Annotated in this window: 20 protein-coding genes; 19 read left to right on the top strand and 1 reads right to left on the bottom strand. The window is 37.5% G+C overall.

Going from position 1 to position 20,918, the window contains the following annotated elements:
- Nucleotides 1-30: 30 nt before the first annotated feature.
- The 16 genes from mutS to BIV20_RS07670 all read left to right on the top strand — a co-directional run bounded on the left by mutS (nt 31) and on the right by BIV20_RS07670 (nt 17,847).
- Entirely contained in the window at nt 31-2,679 is a 2,649-nt protein-coding gene (gene mutS, locus BIV20_RS07745; protein WP_075720072.1) for a DNA mismatch repair protein MutS, read from the top strand.
- Between the two features lie 45 nt (nt 2,680-2,724).
- On the top strand, nt 2,725-4,662 hold the full coding sequence (gene mutL / locus BIV20_RS07740) for a DNA mismatch repair endonuclease MutL (protein ID WP_075719721.1): 1,938 nt from the start codon (nt 2,725-2,727) through the stop codon (nt 4,660-4,662).
- The gene (miaA, locus tag BIV20_RS07735; RefSeq protein ID WP_075719719.1) at nt 4,662-5,609 is read left to right on the top strand and encodes a tRNA (adenosine(37)-N6)-dimethylallyltransferase MiaA; all 948 of its coding nucleotides are present in this window, start codon (nt 4,662-4,664) and stop codon (nt 5,607-5,609) included. The genes mutL and miaA overlap by 1 nt, the downstream gene beginning before the upstream one ends.
- An 11-nt stretch (nt 5,610-5,620) precedes the next feature.
- Nucleotides 5,621-6,916, top strand: a complete 1,296-nt coding sequence (locus tag BIV20_RS07730; RefSeq protein WP_075719717.1) for a methionine gamma-lyase family protein — start codon at nt 5,621-5,623, stop codon at nt 6,914-6,916.
- 84 nt (nt 6,917-7,000) lie between these two features.
- Nucleotides 7,001-7,693, top strand: coding sequence for a RadC family protein (gene radC, locus BIV20_RS07725; RefSeq protein WP_075719715.1), 693 nt, complete (start codon nt 7,001-7,003; stop codon nt 7,691-7,693).
- A 16-nt stretch (nt 7,694-7,709) separates the two neighbouring features.
- Nucleotides 7,710-8,729: a rod shape-determining protein gene (mreB, locus tag BIV20_RS07720; RefSeq protein ID WP_075719713.1), complete on the top strand. Its 1,020-nt coding sequence runs from the start codon at nt 7,710-7,712 to the stop codon at nt 8,727-8,729.
- Between the two features lie 11 nt (nt 8,730-8,740).
- Nucleotides 8,741-9,595, top strand: a complete 855-nt coding sequence (gene mreC / locus BIV20_RS07715) for a rod shape-determining protein MreC (protein WP_075719711.1) — start codon at nt 8,741-8,743, stop codon at nt 9,593-9,595.
- 13 nt (nt 9,596-9,608) lie between these two features.
- Nucleotides 9,609-10,127 (top strand): rod shape-determining protein MreD, encoded by a 519-nt coding sequence (mreD, locus tag BIV20_RS07710; protein WP_075719709.1) that lies wholly within the window; start codon nt 9,609-9,611, stop codon nt 10,125-10,127.
- Nucleotides 10,120-13,020, top strand: coding sequence for a penicillin-binding transpeptidase domain-containing protein (locus tag BIV20_RS07705; protein ID WP_075719707.1), 2,901 nt, complete (start codon nt 10,120-10,122; stop codon nt 13,018-13,020). Before mreD ends, BIV20_RS07705 begins: the two co-directional genes overlap by 8 nt.
- An 18-nt stretch (nt 13,021-13,038) precedes the next feature.
- The gene (locus BIV20_RS07700) at nt 13,039-13,722 is read left to right on the top strand and encodes a septum site-determining protein MinC (RefSeq protein WP_075719705.1); all 684 of its coding nucleotides are present in this window, start codon (nt 13,039-13,041) and stop codon (nt 13,720-13,722) included.
- 20 nt (nt 13,723-13,742) lie between these two features.
- Nucleotides 13,743-14,534 (top strand): septum site-determining protein MinD, encoded by a 792-nt coding sequence (gene minD, locus BIV20_RS07695; protein WP_075719703.1) that lies wholly within the window; start codon nt 13,743-13,745, stop codon nt 14,532-14,534.
- A gap of 14 nt (nt 14,535-14,548) precedes the next feature.
- Nucleotides 14,549-14,830 carry a cell division topological specificity factor MinE gene (gene minE / locus BIV20_RS07690; RefSeq protein WP_075719701.1) on the top strand — a complete coding sequence of 94 codons (282 nt, stop codon included), beginning with the start codon at nt 14,549-14,551 and terminating at the stop codon, nt 14,828-14,830.
- Between the two features lie 11 nt (nt 14,831-14,841).
- Complete coding sequence (locus BIV20_RS07685) at nt 14,842-15,966, top strand: FtsW/RodA/SpoVE family cell cycle protein (RefSeq protein ID WP_075719699.1); 1,125 nt, start codon at nt 14,842-14,844, stop codon at nt 15,964-15,966.
- On the top strand, nt 15,967-16,362 hold the full coding sequence (mgsA, locus tag BIV20_RS07680; RefSeq protein WP_075719697.1) for a methylglyoxal synthase: 396 nt from the start codon (nt 15,967-15,969) through the stop codon (nt 16,360-16,362).
- Nucleotides 16,346-17,338 (top strand): D-alanyl-D-alanine carboxypeptidase family protein, encoded by a 993-nt coding sequence (locus BIV20_RS07675; protein WP_242939803.1) that lies wholly within the window; start codon nt 16,346-16,348, stop codon nt 17,336-17,338. The genes mgsA and BIV20_RS07675 overlap by 17 nt, the downstream gene beginning before the upstream one ends.
- An 89-nt stretch (nt 17,339-17,427) precedes the next feature.
- Complete coding sequence (locus BIV20_RS07670) at nt 17,428-17,847, top strand: twitching motility protein PilT (protein WP_075719695.1); 420 nt, start codon at nt 17,428-17,430, stop codon at nt 17,845-17,847.
- A gap of 68 nt (nt 17,848-17,915) precedes the next feature.
- On the opposite strand, the gene BIV20_RS07665 is transcribed toward BIV20_RS07670, so the two are convergent.
- Entirely contained in the window at nt 17,916-18,128 is a 213-nt protein-coding gene (locus BIV20_RS07665; protein WP_075719693.1) for a DUF378 domain-containing protein, read from the bottom strand.
- 136 nt (nt 18,129-18,264) lie between these two features.
- On the opposite strand from BIV20_RS07665, the gene BIV20_RS07660 reads away from it, so the two are divergent.
- From BIV20_RS07660 to BIV20_RS07650, 3 genes are read left to right on the top strand one after another with little or no spacing between them, the layout of a single operon-like run.
- Nucleotides 18,265-19,650: an HlyD family efflux transporter periplasmic adaptor subunit gene (locus BIV20_RS07660; RefSeq protein WP_083655135.1), complete on the top strand. Its 1,386-nt coding sequence runs from the start codon at nt 18,265-18,267 to the stop codon at nt 19,648-19,650.
- Nucleotides 19,651-19,663: 13 nt separating this feature from the next.
- A complete protein-coding gene (locus BIV20_RS07655) occupies nt 19,664-20,356 on the top strand; it encodes a YggS family pyridoxal phosphate-dependent enzyme (RefSeq protein ID WP_075719689.1) in 693 nt (230 codons plus the stop codon).
- A gap of 29 nt (nt 20,357-20,385) precedes the next feature.
- Nucleotides 20,386-20,910, top strand: coding sequence for a cell division protein SepF (locus BIV20_RS07650; protein WP_075719687.1), 525 nt, complete (start codon nt 20,386-20,388; stop codon nt 20,908-20,910).
- Nucleotides 20,911-20,918 lie beyond the last annotated feature (8 nt).

The raw sequence follows: 20,918 nt of genomic DNA, 5'->3' as shown, positions 1-20,918 counted from the left end.
ACGAGAGGAAGTAATAACGTGAATGTAAATATGTCAGAACTGACACCGATGATGCAGAAATATATGGAGACCAAGCAGGAATACCCGGATTGTATTTTATTTTACCGTCTGGGCGATTTTTACGAAATGTTTTTTGAGGACGCTGAAATAGCGTCAAAAGAATTGGAAATTACTTTGACCGGAAAAAGTTGCGGTCTGGAGGAACGAGCACCTATGTGCGGTGTGCCTTATCATGCGGTGGAATCTTATTTGAATAAATTGGTTTCCAAGGGACATAAGGTGGCAATCTGTGAACAGGTAGAGGACCCTAAAATGGCAAAGGGGTTGGTTAAGCGTGAGGTTGTCCGTATTGTAACTCCCGGAACCAATTTGGATACGCAGGCATTGGATGAAACGAAAAATAACTATATTATGTGTATCGTTTACATGCAGGATCGGTATGGAATCTCTATTGCGGATGTAACTACCGGTGATTATTATGTAACAGAAGTAGATACAGAGCGTAAGCTGTTAGACGAAATACATAAGTTTGCGCCATCTGAAATTATCTGTAACGAAGCTTTTTATATGACCGGAATGGATTTTGAAGATTTAAAACACCGTCTCGGAATAGCAATTTATTCCTTGGATTCATGGTATTTCAGTGATGAAACGGCGAAGGGAATCTTGATGGAACATTTTAAAGTGAAAAATCTCCAAGGACTTGGTATTCAAGATTATGAGTCGGGAACTATCGCAGCCGGAGCTTTGTTAAAATATCTCTATGAAACTCAGAAAAATAATCTTGCCAATATGACTTCTTTGCAGTTATATATCACAGGAAAATATATGATTATTGACAGTTCTACCAGAAGAAATCTGGAACTGGTAGAGACTCTTAGGGAAAAACAAAAACGAGGCTCTTTGCTTTGGGTTCTGGATAAAACCAAAACAGCCATGGGTGCACGAATGCTTCGTAGCTTTGTAGAACAGCCATTGATAGATAAAGAGCAAATAGAACAGCGTCTGGATGCCATTGAAGAATTGAACCAGAATGCCATGACCAGGGAAGAGATTCGAGAATATTTGAATCCGGTTTATGATTTAGAACGTTTAATCAGCCGTGTTACCTATCAGACCGCAAATCCAAGAGACCTGATTGCTTTTAAGAGTTCTTTGTCCATGCTTCCATACATTAAGAATCTTTTGGGAGAATTTAAGGGAACACTGTTAAATGAAATTCGAGAAGAGATGGATGTACTTTCGGATATCAATGATTTGATTGAACGTTCTATTATTGAGGAGCCGCCTATTTCTGTTCGTGATGGTGGCATCTTAAAGGAAGGTTATAACGAGGAAGTAGATAGGCTGCGCCATGCCAAGACAGAAGGCAAGACCTGGCTTATGGAGTTAGAAACGAAGGAACGTGAAAAGACCGGAATTAAGAATCTTCGAATTAAATATAATAAGGTATTTGGATATTATCTGGAAGTGACTAATTCCTATAAAAATTTGGTACCGGATTACTATACCAGAAAACAAACCCTTGCCAATGCAGAACGTTATATTACACCGGAATTAAAGGAATTAGAAGATATCATTCTTGGCGCAGAAGACAAGCTTATCTCATTGGAATATGAATTGTATCGTGAGATTCGTGATACGATTGCGGCAGAGGTACTGCGTATTCAAAAAACTGCAAAAGCAGTTGCTAAGATAGATGTGTTTGCTTCGCTTGCATTGGTGGCAGAGCGGAATAATTATTGCCGCCCGGTTATTAACGAAAACGGTGTAATTTATATTAAGAACGGACGTCATCCAGTGGTTGAAAAAATGATAAGTAATGATATGTTCGTATCCAATGATACCTATCTGGATAATGGAAAGAAACGTATTTCCATTATCACCGGACCAAATATGGCAGGAAAGTCTACTTATATGCGTCAGACTGCATTAATTGTTTTGATGGCACAGGTGGGAAGCTTTGTTCCGGCAGAAAGTGCTAAAATCGGAATTGTTGACCGCATATTTACGCGTGTGGGAGCTTCTGATGACTTGGCAAGTGGACAAAGTACCTTTATGGTAGAAATGACAGAGGTTGCCAATATTTTAAGAAATGCTACCAGCAATAGCCTTTTGGTATTGGATGAAATCGGAAGAGGAACCAGTACCTTTGACGGATTGAGTATTGCCTGGGCAGTAGTAGAGCATATCAGCAATCCGAAACTTTTAGGAGCAAAGACACTATTTGCAACGCATTATCATGAGTTGACGGAATTGGAAGGCAAGCTTAATAATGTAAATAATTACTGTATTGCAGTAAAGGAAAAGGGCGATGATATTGTTTTTTTAAGAAAAATTGTTCCGGGTGGCGCTGACAGAAGTTATGGTATTCAGGTTGCAAAGTTGGCAGGAGTACCGGAAAGCGTCATTGAGCGTGCCAAGGTAATTGCAGAAGAATTAAGCGCCAACGATATTACAGAGGTGGCAAGCAGTATTATGGCAGATACCGGTGCTACGTCAAAGAAAAAGCCAGAGCGTCTGGATGAAGTGGATTTGACACAAATGTCTCTCTTTGATACAGTAAAAGACGATGATATTATTGAAGAAATTAAAGAAATTGATTTGGGAAATCTGACGCCAATTGATGCGTTGAACAAATTATATCAGCTTCAAAACAAAATAAAGAATCGTTGGTAAACATAAAAATATTATGTAAACCTAAAAGAAAAAGAAGGAGGAAATATGCCAAACATAGAAGTTTTAGACCAACAGACTATAGACAAAATTGCAGCCGGTGAAGTAATTGAGCGTCCCGCATCTGTAGTAAAAGAGCTGGTAGAAAATGCCATTGACGCCAGAGCCACTGCAATTACGGTAGAAATTAAAGAAGGCGGTATTTCCTTTATTCGAATTACGGATAATGGCTGGGGAATCGAAAAGGAACAAGTTCCATTGGCGTTTTTACGTCATTCCACCAGTAAGATACGAAGTGTGGAAGATTTATTGACGGTATCCTCTTTGGGATTTCGTGGTGAGGCACTTTCTAGTATTGCGGCAGTGTCCCAAGTGGAATTGATTACAAAAACAGCCCAGGGAATTAGTGGAGTGCGTTATGTTATTGAAGGAAGCAAAGAGAAAACGCTAGAGGAAATCGGAGCACCGGATGGTACAACTTTTCTTGTGCGGAATCTTTTTTATAATACTCCGGCACGAAGGAAATTTTTAAAGACACCGCAGACAGAAGCCGGATATATCGGAGATTTAATGGAACGATTGGCAATGTCGCACCCAGAAATTTCTTTTAAATTTATAAATAATAATCAAGTGAAACTCCACACTTCCGGTAATTCAAATCTGAAAGAAATTATTTATCATATATATGGAAGAGACATTGCTTCCAATCTTTTGGAGATTCAGGGAGAAAATGAAATGTTTTCAGTGAAAGGTTTTATTGGAAAACCATTGATTTCCAGAGGAAACCGTAACTTTGAAAATTATTTTATTAATGGAAGATATGTGAAGAGCAGTTTGATTGCAAAGAGCATTGAAGAAGGATATAAGTCCTTTGTGATGCAGCACAAATATCCGTTTACAGTTTTACATTTATCTATCAATGGGCAACTTTTAGATGTAAATGTACATCCTACCAAAATGGAACTGCGCTTCAGTAATGGTGAGGTAGTTTATCATTTTTTAGAGAAGTTAATTCGTGATACGATTAATCAAGGCGAATTAGTTTATCAGGTTTCATTGGAAAAAGAACGGGAGGCAAAGGCAAGAGAGGAACAGGCACGTAAAGAGCGTCTGAAGAGTGAACAGCATGTACCAGAACCTTTTGAAGCAAAGCGTTTGGAGGCGATACGGGCATCCATACGAAAGGATACACCATATGAACGAAAATATCCTGAGCAGCCAGTTATATCAAAAAAGTCAGATATGGTGGCAGAGCAGTCTTCCTATACCATAAACCAAAAGACAACAATAAAACAGGAGCCCCATATAGAGCACAAATTGCCAGAACAGGCAGAACCGGAATTTCAACAGGAAATTATCCAGAATCCGGTTCAGGAGGATATGCGAAAACTTTTGGATGTAGAATCCAAAAAGGATCACAGGATTATTGGGCAGATTTTTGAAACCTATTGGTTAATCGAATTTGATGACCATCTCTATATTATTGACCAACATGCAGCGCATGAAAAAGTATTGTATGAGCGAACTATGAAGTCGCTGGAAAATAAAGAATTTACGTCACAGACCATTTATCCGCCGGTACTTTTGACTTTAAATATGCAAGAGGAAGAGTTGTTGAAAAAGTATATGGACTATTTTAAAAAACTTGGCTTTGAAATAGAACCATTTGGAGGAAAAGAGTATTCGGTCACAGCGGTTCCGGGAAATCTGTTTGGCTTAGACGGAAAACAACTTATGGTAGAAATTTTAGATAGTCTGGCAAGTTTTCACGGAAATGAAAAGCCGGATATGATAACGGAAAAGATTGCTTCCATGTCCTGCAAAGCGGCAGTGAAGGGAAATCAAAAACTGTCCATGGCAGAGATTGAGAAGTTAATAGACGAACTTTTGACATTAGAGAATCCATATCATTGTCCTCATGGCAGGCCAACGATTATTTCTATGTCAAAGTATGAATTGGAGAAAAAATTTAAGCGGGTGTTATAATGAAAAAGCCATTAATTATTTTAACAGGGCCTACAGCAGTAGGAAAAACGGAATTATCTATCGAACTTGCAAAAAGGGTAAAAGGTTCCATTATTTCAGCAGATTCCATGCAGGTATATCGTCATATGGATATTGGTTCTGCGAAAATTCGTCCGGAAGAAATGCAGGGAATTCCGCATTATCTCATTGATACCTTTGAACCGGATGAAGAATTCCATGTAGTGAAGTTTCAGGAATATGCAAAGAGATATCTGGAAGAGATTTACGCAGAAGGTAGAATTCCTATCATAGCAGGAGGAACCGGATTCTATATACAAGCGCTTTTATATGATATCGACTTTACAAAGGAACAAGAGGATTCTGCGTATCGAAAGGAATTGGAACAATTTGCAAAGGAACATGGTGCGCACGCTCTTCATGAAAAGTTAAGAGCTGTAGATGAAAAAGCAGCAGAAGAAATCCATGAAAATAATGTGAAACGTGTTATTCGGGCGTTGGAATTTCATCATCTTTCCGGCGGGAAAATTTCAGAACACAATGAAAAAGAAAGACAGAAAGAATCTCCGTATAATTTCGCCTATTTTGTGTTGAATGATGAAAGAGAACGACTGTATCAAAGAATTAACCAACGTGTAGATATTATGATGGAACAGGGACTGGTAGAAGAGGTGCAGAACTTAAAAAACATGGGGTATCATAAAAAAATGGTTTCCATGCAGGGCTTAGGATATAAAGAGATTTTAGAATATCTGGATGGGGAATGTACCTTGGACGAAGCCATATACCGGATAAAACGGGACACCCGACATTTTGCAAAACGTCAGCTTACCTGGTTTCGACGGGAGCGCGAGGTGCTTTGGGTAAATAAGCAAGAATTCCAATATGACAATGATAAAATTTTAACATATATGATGTCGGAAATGAAAAAGAAACAGATTTTAGTATAGAATAAGCAGAAATACAGAAAAGAGGAAGAACGTTGGAAGCAATATATCAAGAACTAGGAATTGATGCTAAAGTGTATCAATATGGAAAGAAATTTGAAGACCAGTTAAAAGAAAGATTTGAAGAAATTGACCGTACAGCAGAGTATAATCAGTTAAAGGTCATTAAAGCATTGCAAACGCATAAAGTAAGCGCAGAATGTTTTATGGGCAGTAGCGGATATGGTTATAATGATTTGGGACGAGATACCTTAGAAGAAGTATATGCTACTTGCTTTAAGGGCGAAGCAGCGCTGGTTCGTCCTCAAATTACATGTGGAACACATGCGTTGGCATTGGCATTGATGTCAAATCTGCGCCCGGGTGATGAGTTGCTATCACCGGTGGGAAAGCCTTATGATACCTTAGAAGAAGTAATTGGTATCCGTCCATCGAAAGGTTCTCTTGCAGAGTATGGAGTAACTTACCGTCAGGTGGATTTACTGCCGGATGGCAGTTTTGATTTTAAGAATATCAAAAAGGCACTAAATGATAAGACAAAGCTAGTTACTATTCAGCGTTCCAAAGGTTATCAGACAAGACCAACCCTTTCTGTGGAACGAATCGGGGAATTGATTTCTTTTATCAAGAGTATTAAACCTGATGTAATTTGTATGGTAGATAATTGCTATGGCGAATTTGTAGAACGAAAAGAGCCATTAGAAGTAGGAGCGGACATGATTGTCGGTTCTCTTATTAAGAATCCGGGTGGTGGACTCGCGCCTATCGGGGGTTATATTGTAGGAAAAAAAGAATGTGTGGAAAATGCAGCATATCGTCTGACTTCTCCGGGGCTTGGAAAAGAAGTAGGAGCTTCGTTGGGAGTTATTCAATCCTTTTATCAGGGATTATTTTTAGCACCTACTGTTGTTGCAGGAGCCTTAAAGGGAGCTATTTTTGCAGCTAATATATACGAAAGCCTTGGCTATCCGGTAGTTCCGAATAGTACGGAAAGTCGTCATGATATTATTCAGGCAGTTACCCTGAAGTCACCGGAAGCACTGATTGCTTTTTGTAAAGGAATTCAGGCAGCAGCTCCGGTAGATAGTCATGTAACACCGGAACCATGGGCAATGCCTGGGTATGATGATGAGGTTATTATGGCGGCTGGGGCTTTTGTACAGGGGTCTTCTATTGAACTTAGTGCAGATGGTCCGTTGAGAGAACCTTATGCCGTATATTTCCAGGGAGGACTTACTTGGTATCATGCAAAGTTGGGGATTTTAATGTCATTGCAAAAGTTGTATGAAGCTGGGTTAGTACAAATATAGAAAAAATAGTGTACACAAAACTTCTTTTGTGCTAAAATAAAATGTAAAACTTTTTCCGTTTACTTGAGAGAGCTTGGAAAAAGCATGCATACACATATTACAATGAAAGAAATGCCGGAGTCAGAAAAGCCTTATGAAAAGTGCATCCAGCGAGGTGCTAAGGGACTTTCGGATGCAGAACTTCTTGCAGTTATATTAAGAACCGGAACCGTACAGAGAACTTCGTTACAGACGGCGCAGCAGTTGTTGCGTGGTGGCGAGGGAAATCTTTTGAATCTGGTTAATATGACGATAGAGGAGATGCAGGAGATTCCGGGAATTGGTCAGGTCAAGGCGGCACAAATGAAATGTGTGGCGGAGCTGGCCATGCGTATTGCCCGTACGAGGCGGGCAGTTAAAATAAGCTTAAATCAGCCGGAAAGTGTTGCAGGATATTATATGGAAACACTGCGGCATGAATCAAAGGAAAAACTGTTATTAGCTATGTTTGATGCGAAATGTAATCTTTTAGGAGATGAGGTCATTTCGGTAGGGACAGTAAATCATTCATTGGTGTCACCAAGAGAAGTATTTTTGAAAGCATTACAATACAAGGCTGTTCATATCGTAATGCTTCACAATCATCCTAGTGGCGACCCGACTCCTAGCGAAGCGGATAAATTGGTAACAAAGAGAATAGCCGCTTGTGGTGAAATGATGGATATTGTTCTTGCAGACCACATCATAATTGGCGATAACAGTTATATAAGCTTTAGAGAAAAGGGCCTTTTGGGCTGAGGAAAGGATAAGAAAAATGTCAACAAATGTTTACGGAATTGATTTAGGAACCTGCAACTTGAAAATTTTTTGCAAAGCAACAGGAAAAGTAATCAACGAGAAAAACACCATTGCAATTGTAAACAAGAATCAGTTATATGCTTTTGGAGATGCAGCATATGCGATGTATGAAAAAGCACCGGATACGATTAAAGTATCATTTCCAATTGTAAACGGTGTAATTGCTGATTATAACAACATGCAGACTATGATTGGAGAAGTGTTGGACAAGCATGTAAAGAATCATACTAAGGGAGCAGAATATATCATAGCAGTTCCTACCGCAATTACCAAGGTAGAAGAAAAAGCGTTTTTTGATATGTTTTATAAGAGTAGATTCAAACCAAAGAATGTACAGCTTTGCAAGCGACCGATTGCAGATGCGGTAGGTTTAGATTTGGATGTGTTATCTCCAACCGGTTATATGATTGTTAATATTGGTGCAGATACCACAGAAATTTCAGTTATCTCTTTAGGCGGACTGGTATTAAGTGAGTTGCTTCATTTTGGTGGAAAACGTATCGATGAATCCATTATAAGTTATTTGAAACGTAACTTCAGCTTGGCAATTGGGCAAAAGACGGCTATGTATTTGAAAGAAACGCTTGGATGTGCACTTCCAGAGGAAGAAGAGCGTACAGCGAAGATTGTAGGACGCGATTTGGTAAGTGGACTTCCGATTGAGATGGAGATTTCTTCAAAGGTTATTTATGAAGCAATCAAGGATAACTTGAATTCTATTTGCAATTCCATAAAAATAATTTTGGAAAAAACTCCGCCAGAATTGGCAAAGGATATTATTCATTCCGGTATTTATATTACAGGAGGATCTTCTAAAATCAGTAAATTGGATGAGCTGTTTACACAAATAACGAATATTAAAGTGAATAGCTGTGAATATCCGGAAGAAAGTGCAGTCAGAGGCCTGAATAAAATTGTTTCTGACGATAAGATAAAAAAATTGGCATATAGTATGGAAACAAGAAATTTTAGATAGGATTGTGTTTTATGAAACGTAAATCAAAACATTCATTTCCAACCAGATATTTGCTTTTGATATTAACAGGACTTTGCGTTCTGGTAATGTTTGTAAGTTTTACACTGAATCTGTCCGGTGGTCCACTGAATACCGTTGCGGGATATGTGTTTACACCGATGCAAAAAGGCATTAATTCGGTTGGAACGTGGTTTGTATCCAGAGCAGATGAATTAAAATCATTAAAGGATGTCATGCAGGAAAATAAAGAACTGCAGGCAAAGGTAGATGAACTTACTACCGAGTTGAATACTATCAAACTGGAACAGTATGAATTAGATAATTTAAGAGAACTTATGCAACTGGATCAGAAATACCCGAGTTACGAAAAGGTTGTAGCAAGAATTATTGGAAGTGATACCAGTAACTGGTTTAATACTTTTGTTATAGATAAGGGAAGTAAAGATGGTATTGAAAAAGATATGAATGTCATTGCCGGAAGCGGGCTGGTGGGCATTGTGATTGATGTGGGACCGGATTATGCGAAGGTGCGTTCCATTATTGATGATGCAAGTAATGTCAGTGGCATGACGCTTTCAACAACCGACCGTTGCATTATTAATGGTAATCTGGAAAGTATGAATGAAAATCAAGTAATTGAATTTTCTAATTTAAAGTGTGAAGAAAATGTAATTGGAACTGGGGAACAGCTTGTAACCTCAAATATTAGTGATAAATATCTAGAAGGAATCCTGATTGGTTATATTAGTTCCATAGAACGGGATTCTAATAATCTGACTTATTCAGGAACCGTAACACCGGCTGTAGATTTCAAACATTTGCAGGAAGTATTGGTCATATTGGATAAAAAGCAGGCCGTAGAATAAAGGAGCATGGAACATGAGACGTAAAATAACAGTTTTCTTCATTATAGTCGTATGTTTCCTATTGCAGAGCACATTGTTTCAGGCGCTTTCCTTTGCGTCTATTACGCCAAATCTTTTGATTGTGGTAGTATCTTCCTTTGGATTTATGCGAGGAAGAAAAGAGGGAATGTGGATTGGATTTTTTAGTGGACTGCTTTTGGATATTTTCTTTGGTAGTGTAATAGGATTCTATGCCTTAATTTATATGTATATTGGTTATATTAATGGTTTTTTTCGGAAGATTTTTTTCCCGGAGGATATCAAACTTCCAATGATATTGATTAGTGCCAGTGATTTTGGATATAGTATGCTGGTGTATCTGTTTCTATTCTTTATGCGAGGAAAATTCCGGTTTGGATATTATCTGATTCATATCATAATTCCGGAATTGGTATACACTATATTAGTGACCCTTATTTTGTATTTTGTGATTTTAAAAATCAATCAGAAGTTGGAAGCAATTGAAAAAAGGAGTGCAAGTAAATTTGTTTGAGACTTTAAAAGAATTTTGCAAGAAATTAATAAAATCCAGATTATTTGTGCTCAGCGTTGTAATGGTTATGTTGTTTGGAATACTAATACAACGTATATTTGTGTTACAGATTATTAATGGAGAAACTTATTTAAATAACTACACATTGCGTATTCAAAAGGAACGGGTAATTTCCGGAACTCGTGGAAATATATACGACAGTACAGGAAAACTTTTGGCATATAACGAGCTTTCTTATTCCGTGACTTTCGAGGATAATGTTGTTTATGATACTACTAAGCAGCGAAATCGTGAAATGAACGAGGAACTATATACTCTAATTTCTTTGATTGAAAAGCGTGGCGACAGTATCTTGAATGATTTTCAGATTCAGAAGAATGAAGAAGGAGTATATGATTTTACTGTGTCGGGTTCTTCACTAAAACGCTTTTTGGCAGATGTATATGGGCATACGAAAGTGGAACAGTTAGCATATAATAAGAAACTTGGGTATGATGAAGGGAGTGCTACAGCACAGCAGGTAATGGAATATCTACAAGGTAGCAGTAAATTTAATATTCATATCGAAGGAAAAGAATATCCGGATGAAAAGGAAGAGGATATCGACTATTATACTGAAGATGAAGCGTATAAGATTATGATTTTACGATATGCAATTTCTCAAAACAGCTTTCAAAAGTATGTACTTACTACTGTGGCACAGAATGTTTCAGAGGAAACAGTTGCTGTAATAAAGGAGAATTCCGATATACTCCCAGGTGTCGATATTTCAGAAGAAAGCATTCGTAAATATAATGACAGTGAGTATTTTTCTCATATTATCGGTTATACAGGAAAGATTTCCCAGGAAGAGTATGATAAGCTCTCTGAAAACAATGATGAATACACATTGAATGATGTAATTGGAAAATCAGGCATTGAACAGGTGATGGAGGAAGAACTTCAGGGAGGAAAGGGAAAAGAGACCTTCTATGTCGATAGTTTAGGAAGAATTTTAGAGGTTACAGATAAAAAAGAAGCTACTGCCGGAAACGATGTATATCTTTCCATTAATGCGGATTTGCAAAAAGCAGTTTATGATATGTTGGAACAGGAACTTGCAGGTATTGTATATTCTAAAATTATTCCTGCAAAAGAGTATGATACCAGCTCTGGTTCTGCCTCTGATATTAAAATACCGATTGATGATGTTTATTTTGCTTTGATTAATAATAATGTTATAGATATTAATCATTTTTCAAAAGCGGATGCCAGTGGTGTAGAGCAGCAGGTATTCGATACGTTTTCGGGAAAACAGTCATCGGTACTTTCTAATGTGGAACAGCAGTTGAAAAGCGCTTCGCCAACGGCATATAATGAGTTAGATAAGGAAATGCAGGTCTATATGAGTTATATTCTTGCAATGTTGATAGAGGACAAGGTGTTCCTTTCTTCGGAAGTGGATAAAGAAGATGCAACTTATCTGGCATGGAAGAATGATGAAATCAGTCTTGCTGAGTATTTACATTATGCAGTATCTAAGGATTGGATTGATATTACAAAATTTGGTACAGAGTCCAAATATTCTGATTCTACCGAAATCTATGAAGCATTGGTAGCGTATATTATAGAAGAACTAAAAGGAAATCAAGGATTTAGTAAAAAAGTATATGAATATATGATTCATCAGGATTTGATATCCGGAACACAGATTTGTATGATTCTTTTTGAACAAGGAGTCTTGGCGGAAAATGCAGAAGAATACGGTGGACTTCAAAATGGCAGCATCAGTGCGTATAATTTTATTCGGGATAAGATTAAGAATTTGGAGATTACTCCGGCACAGTTGGCATTAGATCCGTGTACCGGTTCCTGTGTTGTTACAAATGTAAAAACTGGAGAGTTGTTGGCATGTGTAACTTATCCGGGATATGATACCAATCGATTGGCAAACACAGTAGATGCGGGTTACTTTGCAAGTCTGCAACAGGATTTATCTCTTCCGATGTATAATAATGCTACACAGCAGAGAACGGCACCGGGTTCTACTTTTAAGCCTATTACGGCAGCAGCTTCGCTGACAGAAGGAGTTGTTACTCCGCAGGAACAGATATTAGATGAAGGAAAGTACACGAAGATAGATCCGGTGAATCCACCGAAATGTTGGATTTATCCAAATAGTACCCATGGATTGATTAATATTTCCGAAGCAATCCGTGATTCGTGTAACTACTTTTTCTATGAGATGGGTTATCGTTTAAGTGCTAACGGCGATACTTATATTGAGGATAAGGGTATTGCAAGTTTGCAAAAATATGCAACACTTTTTGGATTGGGACAGAAGACTGGAATTGAAATACCGGAAAGTGAGCCGAAAATTTCAGATGAATACCCAATTACATCTGCGATTGGACAAGGTAATCATAACTATACCACAACAGAATTGGCACGTTATGTAACGGCTGTTGCCAGCAGTGGAAATGTTTATCAGATGACTTTGCTTAGTAAAGAGACAACCTCTGAAGGCGAACTTGTACAACAGTTTCAGCCGGAACTTTTATGGCATATTGACGAAATAGCTACAACATCATGGGATGCAATTCATTCCGGTATGCGAATGGTGGCAGAAAATAATAGTAGTTTTAAGGATTTCCCAATTGCTGTTGCTGGTAAGACAGGTACTGCACAGGAGGATAAGACCCGAGCAAACCATGCGCTTTTTATTGGTTATGCTCCTTATGAAGACCCGCAGGTGGCAATTACTACGCGTATTGCATATGGTTATACTTCTGCAAATGCGGCAGAGTTATCCAGCAATGTTTTAAAATATTACTTTAAGCTTGCAGATGAAGAGTCTCTGTTGAATGGACAGGCTCAGGATATTGGTGATTCCACCAATGGATTTACAGATTAAGAGTTGGAGGGACAGGATATGCAGCAACCAGTTGTACTAAAAAGTAATAAATATGGAATTAATCTGATTCTGAATGATGACATGGAATTCAAAGAATTGTTGCAGTGTATCATTGATAAATTTAAGGAATCAGAGAGTTTTTTCAAAAATGCTAAAATGGCGATTTCTTTTGAAGGAAGAAAACTCACACAGGAAGAAGAATTTCAGATTGTGGAGGCTATTACAGAGAATAGCTCTGTACAAATTATTTGTATTCTGGACAATGACCAGTTAAAAGAAGAACTGGTACGTCAGAAAATAGAACAGTTCGAAGAGGAACAAGCAGGAAAGACAGGAGAGTTTTATAAAGGTACGCTCCGGTCTGGACAGGTTCTGGACTGTGAGACCAGTGTGGTAGTTATTGGTGATGTGAATCCGGGAGCGAAGGTAATCTCTAAAGGCAATATTGTTATTCTAGGGGCCTTAAAGGGGAATGCCTACGCAGGAGCAAATGGCAATGAACAAGCCTTTGTGGCGGCCCTTGATATGGATCCGGTACAAATTAAAATCGGTGATGTTATCGGAAGAAGTGCGGATAAAACTGGCAATGACAGAAAAAAGAAGAAACAACATGTAGAGCCGGTAGAACCACAGGTAGCAATTGTAAAAGATGGAAATATTTATATTGAACCAATAACCAAAGGTCTTTTAAATAGTATATAAATAGCAGGAGGATATAGTAAATGAGTGAAGTAATCGTAATAACATCTGGAAAAGGTGGAGTAGGAAAAACTACTACAACCGCAAATGTAGGAACTGGTCTTGCGCAGTTAAACAAGAAAGTTGTATTAATCGATACAGACATAGGATTGCGTAATCTTGACGTAGTTATGGGATTGGAAAACCGGATTGTATACAATTTGGTGGACGTAGTAGAAGGAAACTGTCGTATGAAACAGGCGTTAATTAAGGATAAACGTTATCCAAACTTATGCCTGCTTCCATCTGCACAAACAAGAGATAAAACAGCTGTAACACCGGAACAGATGGTAAAAGTAACTGAGGAATTAAGAGAAGAATTTGATTATATTTTGTTAGATTGCCCAGCGGGGATTGAACAAGGATTCAAAAATGCCATTGCAGGTGCAGACCGTGCGCTGGTAGTAACAACACCGGAGGTTTCCGCTATTCGCGATGCAGACCGCATCATTGGATTATTAGAGGCAAACGAATTGAAAAAGACAGAGCTGATTGTTAACAGACTTCGTATGGATATGGTAAAACGTGGCGATATGATGTCTATTGCTGATGTTACGGATATTCTTGCTATTGATTTGATTGGAGCAGTTCCAGATGATGAACAAATTGTTGTATCTACCAATCAGGGAGAACCATTAGTTGGAAGTGACTGCCTTGCTGGACAAGCTTATGCAAATATTTGTCGTAGAATTCTTGGAGAGGAAGTACCGTTCCTCGATTTGGAAGCAAAGTCTGGTGTATGGTCAAAATTCAAGGATTTATTTAAGAAGAATTAGGAGGAAACCGTAAAATGGGTTTAATGGACTTGTTTAAAAAGAAAAATTCCGGTGATATTGCCAAAGACCGACTAAAGTTATTGTTGGTTTCGGATAGAGCAAACTGTTCTCCGGAGGTAATGGAAAAAATAAAGAATGATATTATTCAGGTGATTTCGAAATATATGGAGATAGATCCGGAAGGGCTTGATATTCAAATTACACAGACAGAATCTGATGGAGATAATGGAACAGTTCCGGCTTTATATGCAAACATTCCAATTAAGGATTTGAAGCATTCCGGAAATTCAAATTAAGGAAGTAGTATATGTTAAAACAATATCAGGTAAAGGATTACAATTTTCGTTTAATTGTATATGTGTTAGTACTTACTATGCTGGGAATAAGTATTATCGGAAGTGCTCAGCAGTCTGTACAGAGCAAGCAGGTTATGGGGATGCTGGTAGGAATTGTTGCAATGATAATCGTATCGCTATTTGATTATAACTTCGTTCTTCGATTCCATTGGCTCATCTATGTTTTTAATCTGGTATTGCTTGGATTGATTACTTTTGGAATCTTAGGTTCTGATGCTGGTGGTGCAACACGTTGGATTGAGATTGGACCTCTTCGCTTTCAGCCTTCGGAATTTTCAAAGGTATGTATTATTTTGTTTTTTGCATGGTTTTTTGCAAAGTTTCATGAGAAAGTCAATAAACTTCCATTATTAATAGTAGCAGGTATATTGATTGCAGTTCCATGGATTATGATAAAAGAACAGCCGGCACTTTCGACTAGTATTGTTGTAGCAATGATTTTTCTGGTAATGTTGTTTTTGACAGGACTAAGTTATAAAATAATAGGAGGAGTGCTTGCAGTAGCTATTCCGGCGGTTGGAATTTTTCTCTATCTGATTTTACAGCCGGATCAAAAAATTTTGGAACATTATCAGTGGTTACGTATTATGGCATGGCTGCAACCAGAGAAATATGCCCAAAATGCATGGCAGCAGCAGAATTCCATCATGGCAATAGGTTCTGGTATGCTGTGGGGAAAAGGATTGAATAATGATAATGTTTTTTCTGTAAAGAACGGAAATTTTATTCCTGAGCCCCAAACGGACTTCATTTTTTCTGTTGCCGGAGAGGAACTGGGATTTGTAGGTAGTGCAATTATTTTAATCTTATTATTGCTAATTGTGATAGAATGTATTATGATTGGAAGAAAAGCAAAAGATCTGGCAGGCAGATTGATTTGTGGGGGAGTTGCTGCTTGGATTGGCTTTCAAACTTTTTTTAACATTTGTGTAGTAACCGGTCTTATGCCGAATACCGGACTTCCATTACCTTTTGTAAGTTATGGACTTACTTCGTTATTAAGCTTGTTTATCGGCATCGGGCTGGTATTGAATGTAGGGCTTCAGCCCAGAAAATATGGAAAGGGAGAATTCTAAATGAATATTGGTTTAATTGCGCATGATTCCAAAAAAAAGTTAATGCAGAATTTCTGTATTGCTTATCGTGGCATATTATGTAAGCATGAACTTTATGCAACAGGTACAACAGGACGTTTGATTGAAGAGGTAACAAATCTTTCTATTCATAAATATTTGGCAGGTCATTTAGGTGGAGCACAGCAGTTAGGCGCTCAGATTGAACACAACCAGATTGACCTTGTGATTTTTTTGCGTGATCCGTTGACAAAAAAGTCACATGAGCCGGATGTGCATAATGTAATTCATTTATGCGATTCGCATAATATTCCGCTTGCTACCAATCTTGCAACAGCAGAATTGTTAATTAGAGCATTGGATAGAGGAGATTTAGAGTGGCGTGAGATGTATAAATAAAAAAAGAATGACAAGTGCTGTCAGTATGATACTGACAGCTTCTTTCCTGTTAAGCGGATGTGGCAAACAGGAAGTATTGGAAGATGCCTATAACGTATACGATACAACCAGTGCTTATGGTATGGACGCTTCCGTTCAGGAACAGAATGTTTCTTATTTTGCAGACAATCTTTGTGTAACCGGAACAGATAATATTTTGACAGAAGGGGTTACCGAAAATCTTTCAGAAGCAGCAGGTCTGTTTGATACGGTAAACCATGAAGTGAAATTTGCAAAAAATATTTACGAAAGACGATATCCGGCAAGTACCACTAAAATTTTGACTGCATATGTTGCATTAAAATATGGTGATCTTGCAGCAACTGCAACAGTAACAGAAGAAGAATTGCAGTTAGAATCAGGTTCTACTACTTGTGGACTTTCTGTAGGCGATACCATATCGTTACAGGAACTTTTATACGGTTTGATTCTTTGCAGTGGAAATGATGCAGCGAATGTCATTGCTGATATGATTTCAGGAAGTACAGAGGAGTTTGCCAATCTGATGACCCAAGAGGCATATGCACTTGGAGCTACCAATTCCCATTTTGTAAATCCACATGGATTACATAACGAAGAACATTATACAACTGTATATGATATGTACTTGATTTTCAATGCAGCCGTACAAGATGAACGTTTTGTTGAATTGATTAGCACGCAGAATCATACAGCAAATTTTTTGAATTCTGCGGGGGAAACAGTGGTAAAAGATTGGACCACTACAAATAAATATTTGAAAGGGGAAGAAACAGCTCCGGAAGGTATTAATGTCATTGGAGGAAAAACAGGAACTACCAACGACGCAGGATACTGTTTAGTCCTTTATAGTAAAAAGGGAGATGAAATTCCTTATATTTCTATTGTTTATAAATCGGATAGTCGTGACAATCTTTATTACGAAATGACCGAATTGTTAGGAGAAATCATGAAATAGAGGTTGAATTTTCTGTAAATATATACTATAATGTACACATGAATTAAACTATTCCTATACAAAATAAACAAGATTAGGAGGAGATTGTCATGGTACAGATTATAGCTGGTGAAAAGGGAAAAGGAAAGACAAAGCACCTTTTAGACAAAGTGAATCAGGACGTAGCATCAGTCAATGGAAATATTGTATATTTGGATAAAAGTTCCAGACATATGTATGAACTTGATAATAAAGTTCGATTAATTAATGTTTCCGACTATCTCATAACAAATTGTGATGAATTTATGGGATTTATTTGTGGAATTATTTCTCAAGATCATGATTTGGAAGAAATGTTTTTGGACAGTTTTCTCACTATTGCAGAAGTAAATGATGATGATATATGCCGTGCAATCACAAAGCTTCAGGGAATTGGGGAAATGTTTCATGTAAATTTTGTTTTAAGCGTTTCCAGAAATGAAGCAGATTTACCGGAATATGTAAGAAGTAAAATTGTTATTTCATTGTAAGTTACAGATGATAAAGGGGTTGTTGCCATGCAATAACCCCTTTTAAGCTGTCAACTGAAATTTGTTTTTCAGGCTTCGTTCATGGATCGAATGCGTCCAAAAGCACTGCAAAGATATAATCCACTGATTCCGACGATTCCGTAAATAATACGGCTGAGCCAGCTCATGTTGCCAAATAAAAATGCGACCAAGTCAAAACGGAATAAACCAATTAAGCCCCAGTTGATGGCACCAATAATTACAATGGTCAATAACGTATAATCTAAACCTCTTGTATTCATATGCATTCCTCCTTTTACATGAATTTAGTATTACCACTATAGGGAAAAACATGTTGGAAATTCATGGTAGTATTGAGTTTGAAGTTTTAACATGTTAAAATAAAATATACGAGTAAAAATAAGGATGGCAAATTCTGTGACAAAAAAAAGAAATAAAAAAATTGTAAAATTTCATAAAGGTTCTCATCTTAATATTGGTGTTATCGTATTTTTTATGATATTTATCTATATGCTTTATAATATTTTCCAATATTTTACTACAGAACAGGTGGCGGTATATGAGGTGTCTCAGGGAACTATAGCGCAAAATAATACTTTTACCGGTCTTGCTTTACGAGAAGAGACGGTATTTAATGCAGAAATTAGTGGATATATCAATTATTATAACAAGGATGCTACTAAGGTAGGAGTTGATACCTATGTATATTCCATTGATGAAACCGGTGATTTTTACAATCAGGTATTAAATGCGAATGATGGTCAATTGTTTAAACAAAAGGAATCTTATCAGGAACTGGAAAAAACCGCATCGGAATATGTATTAGGATATTCAGATGAAAATTTTTATCAGGTATATAGTTTTAAATTTGATATGGAGGCAGCTGTGATGGAGGCACTTAGTGCCAGCAATTTATCTAATTTAGACGGATATAGTGGAAATGTAGCAACCTTTCATCCGTATCTTGCCCCGCAGGCAGGTGTTGTAGTATATAATACAGATGGTCTGGAAGAAACAACTGCTGATACCTTTACGGAAGATAGCTTTGACCAGGCGAAACATGTAAAAAATAATTTGCAAGCGAAAGAAAAAGTGAATGCAGGAGAACCTGTATATAAGCTGATTAGTAGCGAAAATTGGGATTTGATATTACCAATAGACGAACAATTGGCAGTGGATTTAGCCGAAGAAAGCAATATAAAGGTGGAATTTCAAAAGGATGGTTCTACAGCCTGGGGAAGTTCTAAAGTATTGAATCATGGAGGCTCTTATTATTTGGATTTGACTTTTCAAAATTCTATGATTCGGTTTGCATCAGATCGTTATCTGGACGTTAAATTACTGGTATCGGATTCTAGTGGACTGAAAATTCCAAATACAGCTTTGACAGAAAAAACTTTCTTTGTAGTACCGAAGGATTATGTGACAAAAGGAGGAGACTCCGACGGAAATGGTGTGTTGCGCCAGAACGTTTCTAAAGATGGAAAGAAAACCATGGAATTTACCGATGTTACAGTATTTCATGAAACAGAGGATTCCTATTATATTGATGGAAGTGATTTGAAAAAGGGTGATACTATTAATAAGCCGGATTCCGGTGAGACTATGACGTTAGAAGCCACAGCCAAACTGCAAGGTGTTTATAACATCAATAAGGGTTATGCAGTATTTCGTAAGGTTGAGATATTATTCCAAAACGAAGAATATACTATTGTAGATACAGGGACAAGCTATGGACTATCGCTTTATGACCATATTGCGTTAGATGCCTCTACGATAAAAGAAAATCAGATTGTGCAATAAGGAGGAACATGGAATGGTAAAAGAAAATTTAGAACAGGTACGGGAAAATATAAAGAAAGCTTGTGAAAAGGTAGGACGAGATGTGAGTGAGATTACATTGATTTCGGTCAGTAAGACAAAACCGGTGCCCATGCTGCAAGAGGCCTATGATGCCGGAAGCAGAGATTTTGGAGAAAATAAGGTACAGGAAATTATGGATAAGTATCCGGTACTTCCACAGGACATTCGTTGGCATATGATTGGGCATTTGCAGAGAAATAAGGTAAAATACATTGTAAATAAGGTTTTTTTGATACATTCGGTAGATTCTTTACGCTTAGCAGAAGAAATCAGTTCGCAGGCAGAAAAAAAACAGGTAGAAGTGGATGTTTTAGTAGAAGTAAACATTGCGCAGGAAGAAAGTAAGTTTGGAACCAGCAGAGAAGAAGCAATTTCTTTAGTAGAAGAAATTGCTAAGCTTCCACATGTTCATGTAAAAGGACTTATGACAATTGCGCCTTTTGTAGAAAATCCAGAAGATAATCGAAAATATTTTAGACAAATCAAGGAATTATCTGTTGACATAATGAAGAAAAACATTGATAATGTATCTATGGGTGTACTCTCTATGGGAATGACAGGAGACTATATGGTAGCAGTGGAAGAAGGCGCTACCATGGTACGCGTTGGGACAGGGATTTTTGGCGAAAGAAATTATAATATATAAAGTACGAAAAAGTAACAAGGAGAATTATCATGGGAATGCTTGATAAATTTTTAAATGTTATGAGATTGAATCCGGAAGATGATGACGATTTCTATAACGAAGATTATTATGACGATGACGATTATGAAGAAGAAGTACCGAAGAAAAAGGGCTTTTTAAAGGATAAAGAGCCAGAAGATGATTTTGAATATGAAGAAAAGAAACCAAAGCCGGTGAAAACTACTCCAAAGGTTACACCGATGCGGTCATCTAAAAGGCAGGGGACAAATATGGAAGTATGTGTAATTAAACCAACCTCAGTAGAGGATGCAAGAGAGATTACAGAGACATTATTACTGAACAGAACTGTAGTACTGAATGTGGAAGGTTTGGATGTGGAAATCGCACAGCGTATTATTGATTTTACCTCCGGTTCCTGTTTTGCAATCAGTGGTAATTTACAGAAGATTTCTAATTACATATTCATAATAACGCCTCCGAATGTAGACATTTCCGGAGATTTTGCAAATATTATGGATGCATTTGATGTGCCTCCGATTCAGACAGATTTATAAGGGATAAG

It is taken from the genome of Roseburia sp. 499, from assembly GCF_001940225.2.
Taxonomy (GTDB): Bacteria; Bacillota; Clostridia; order Lachnospirales; family Lachnospiraceae; genus Petralouisia.
Note: the sequence above shows the minus strand (reverse complement) of the source record. Positions and strands in the feature narration are given on the sequence as shown.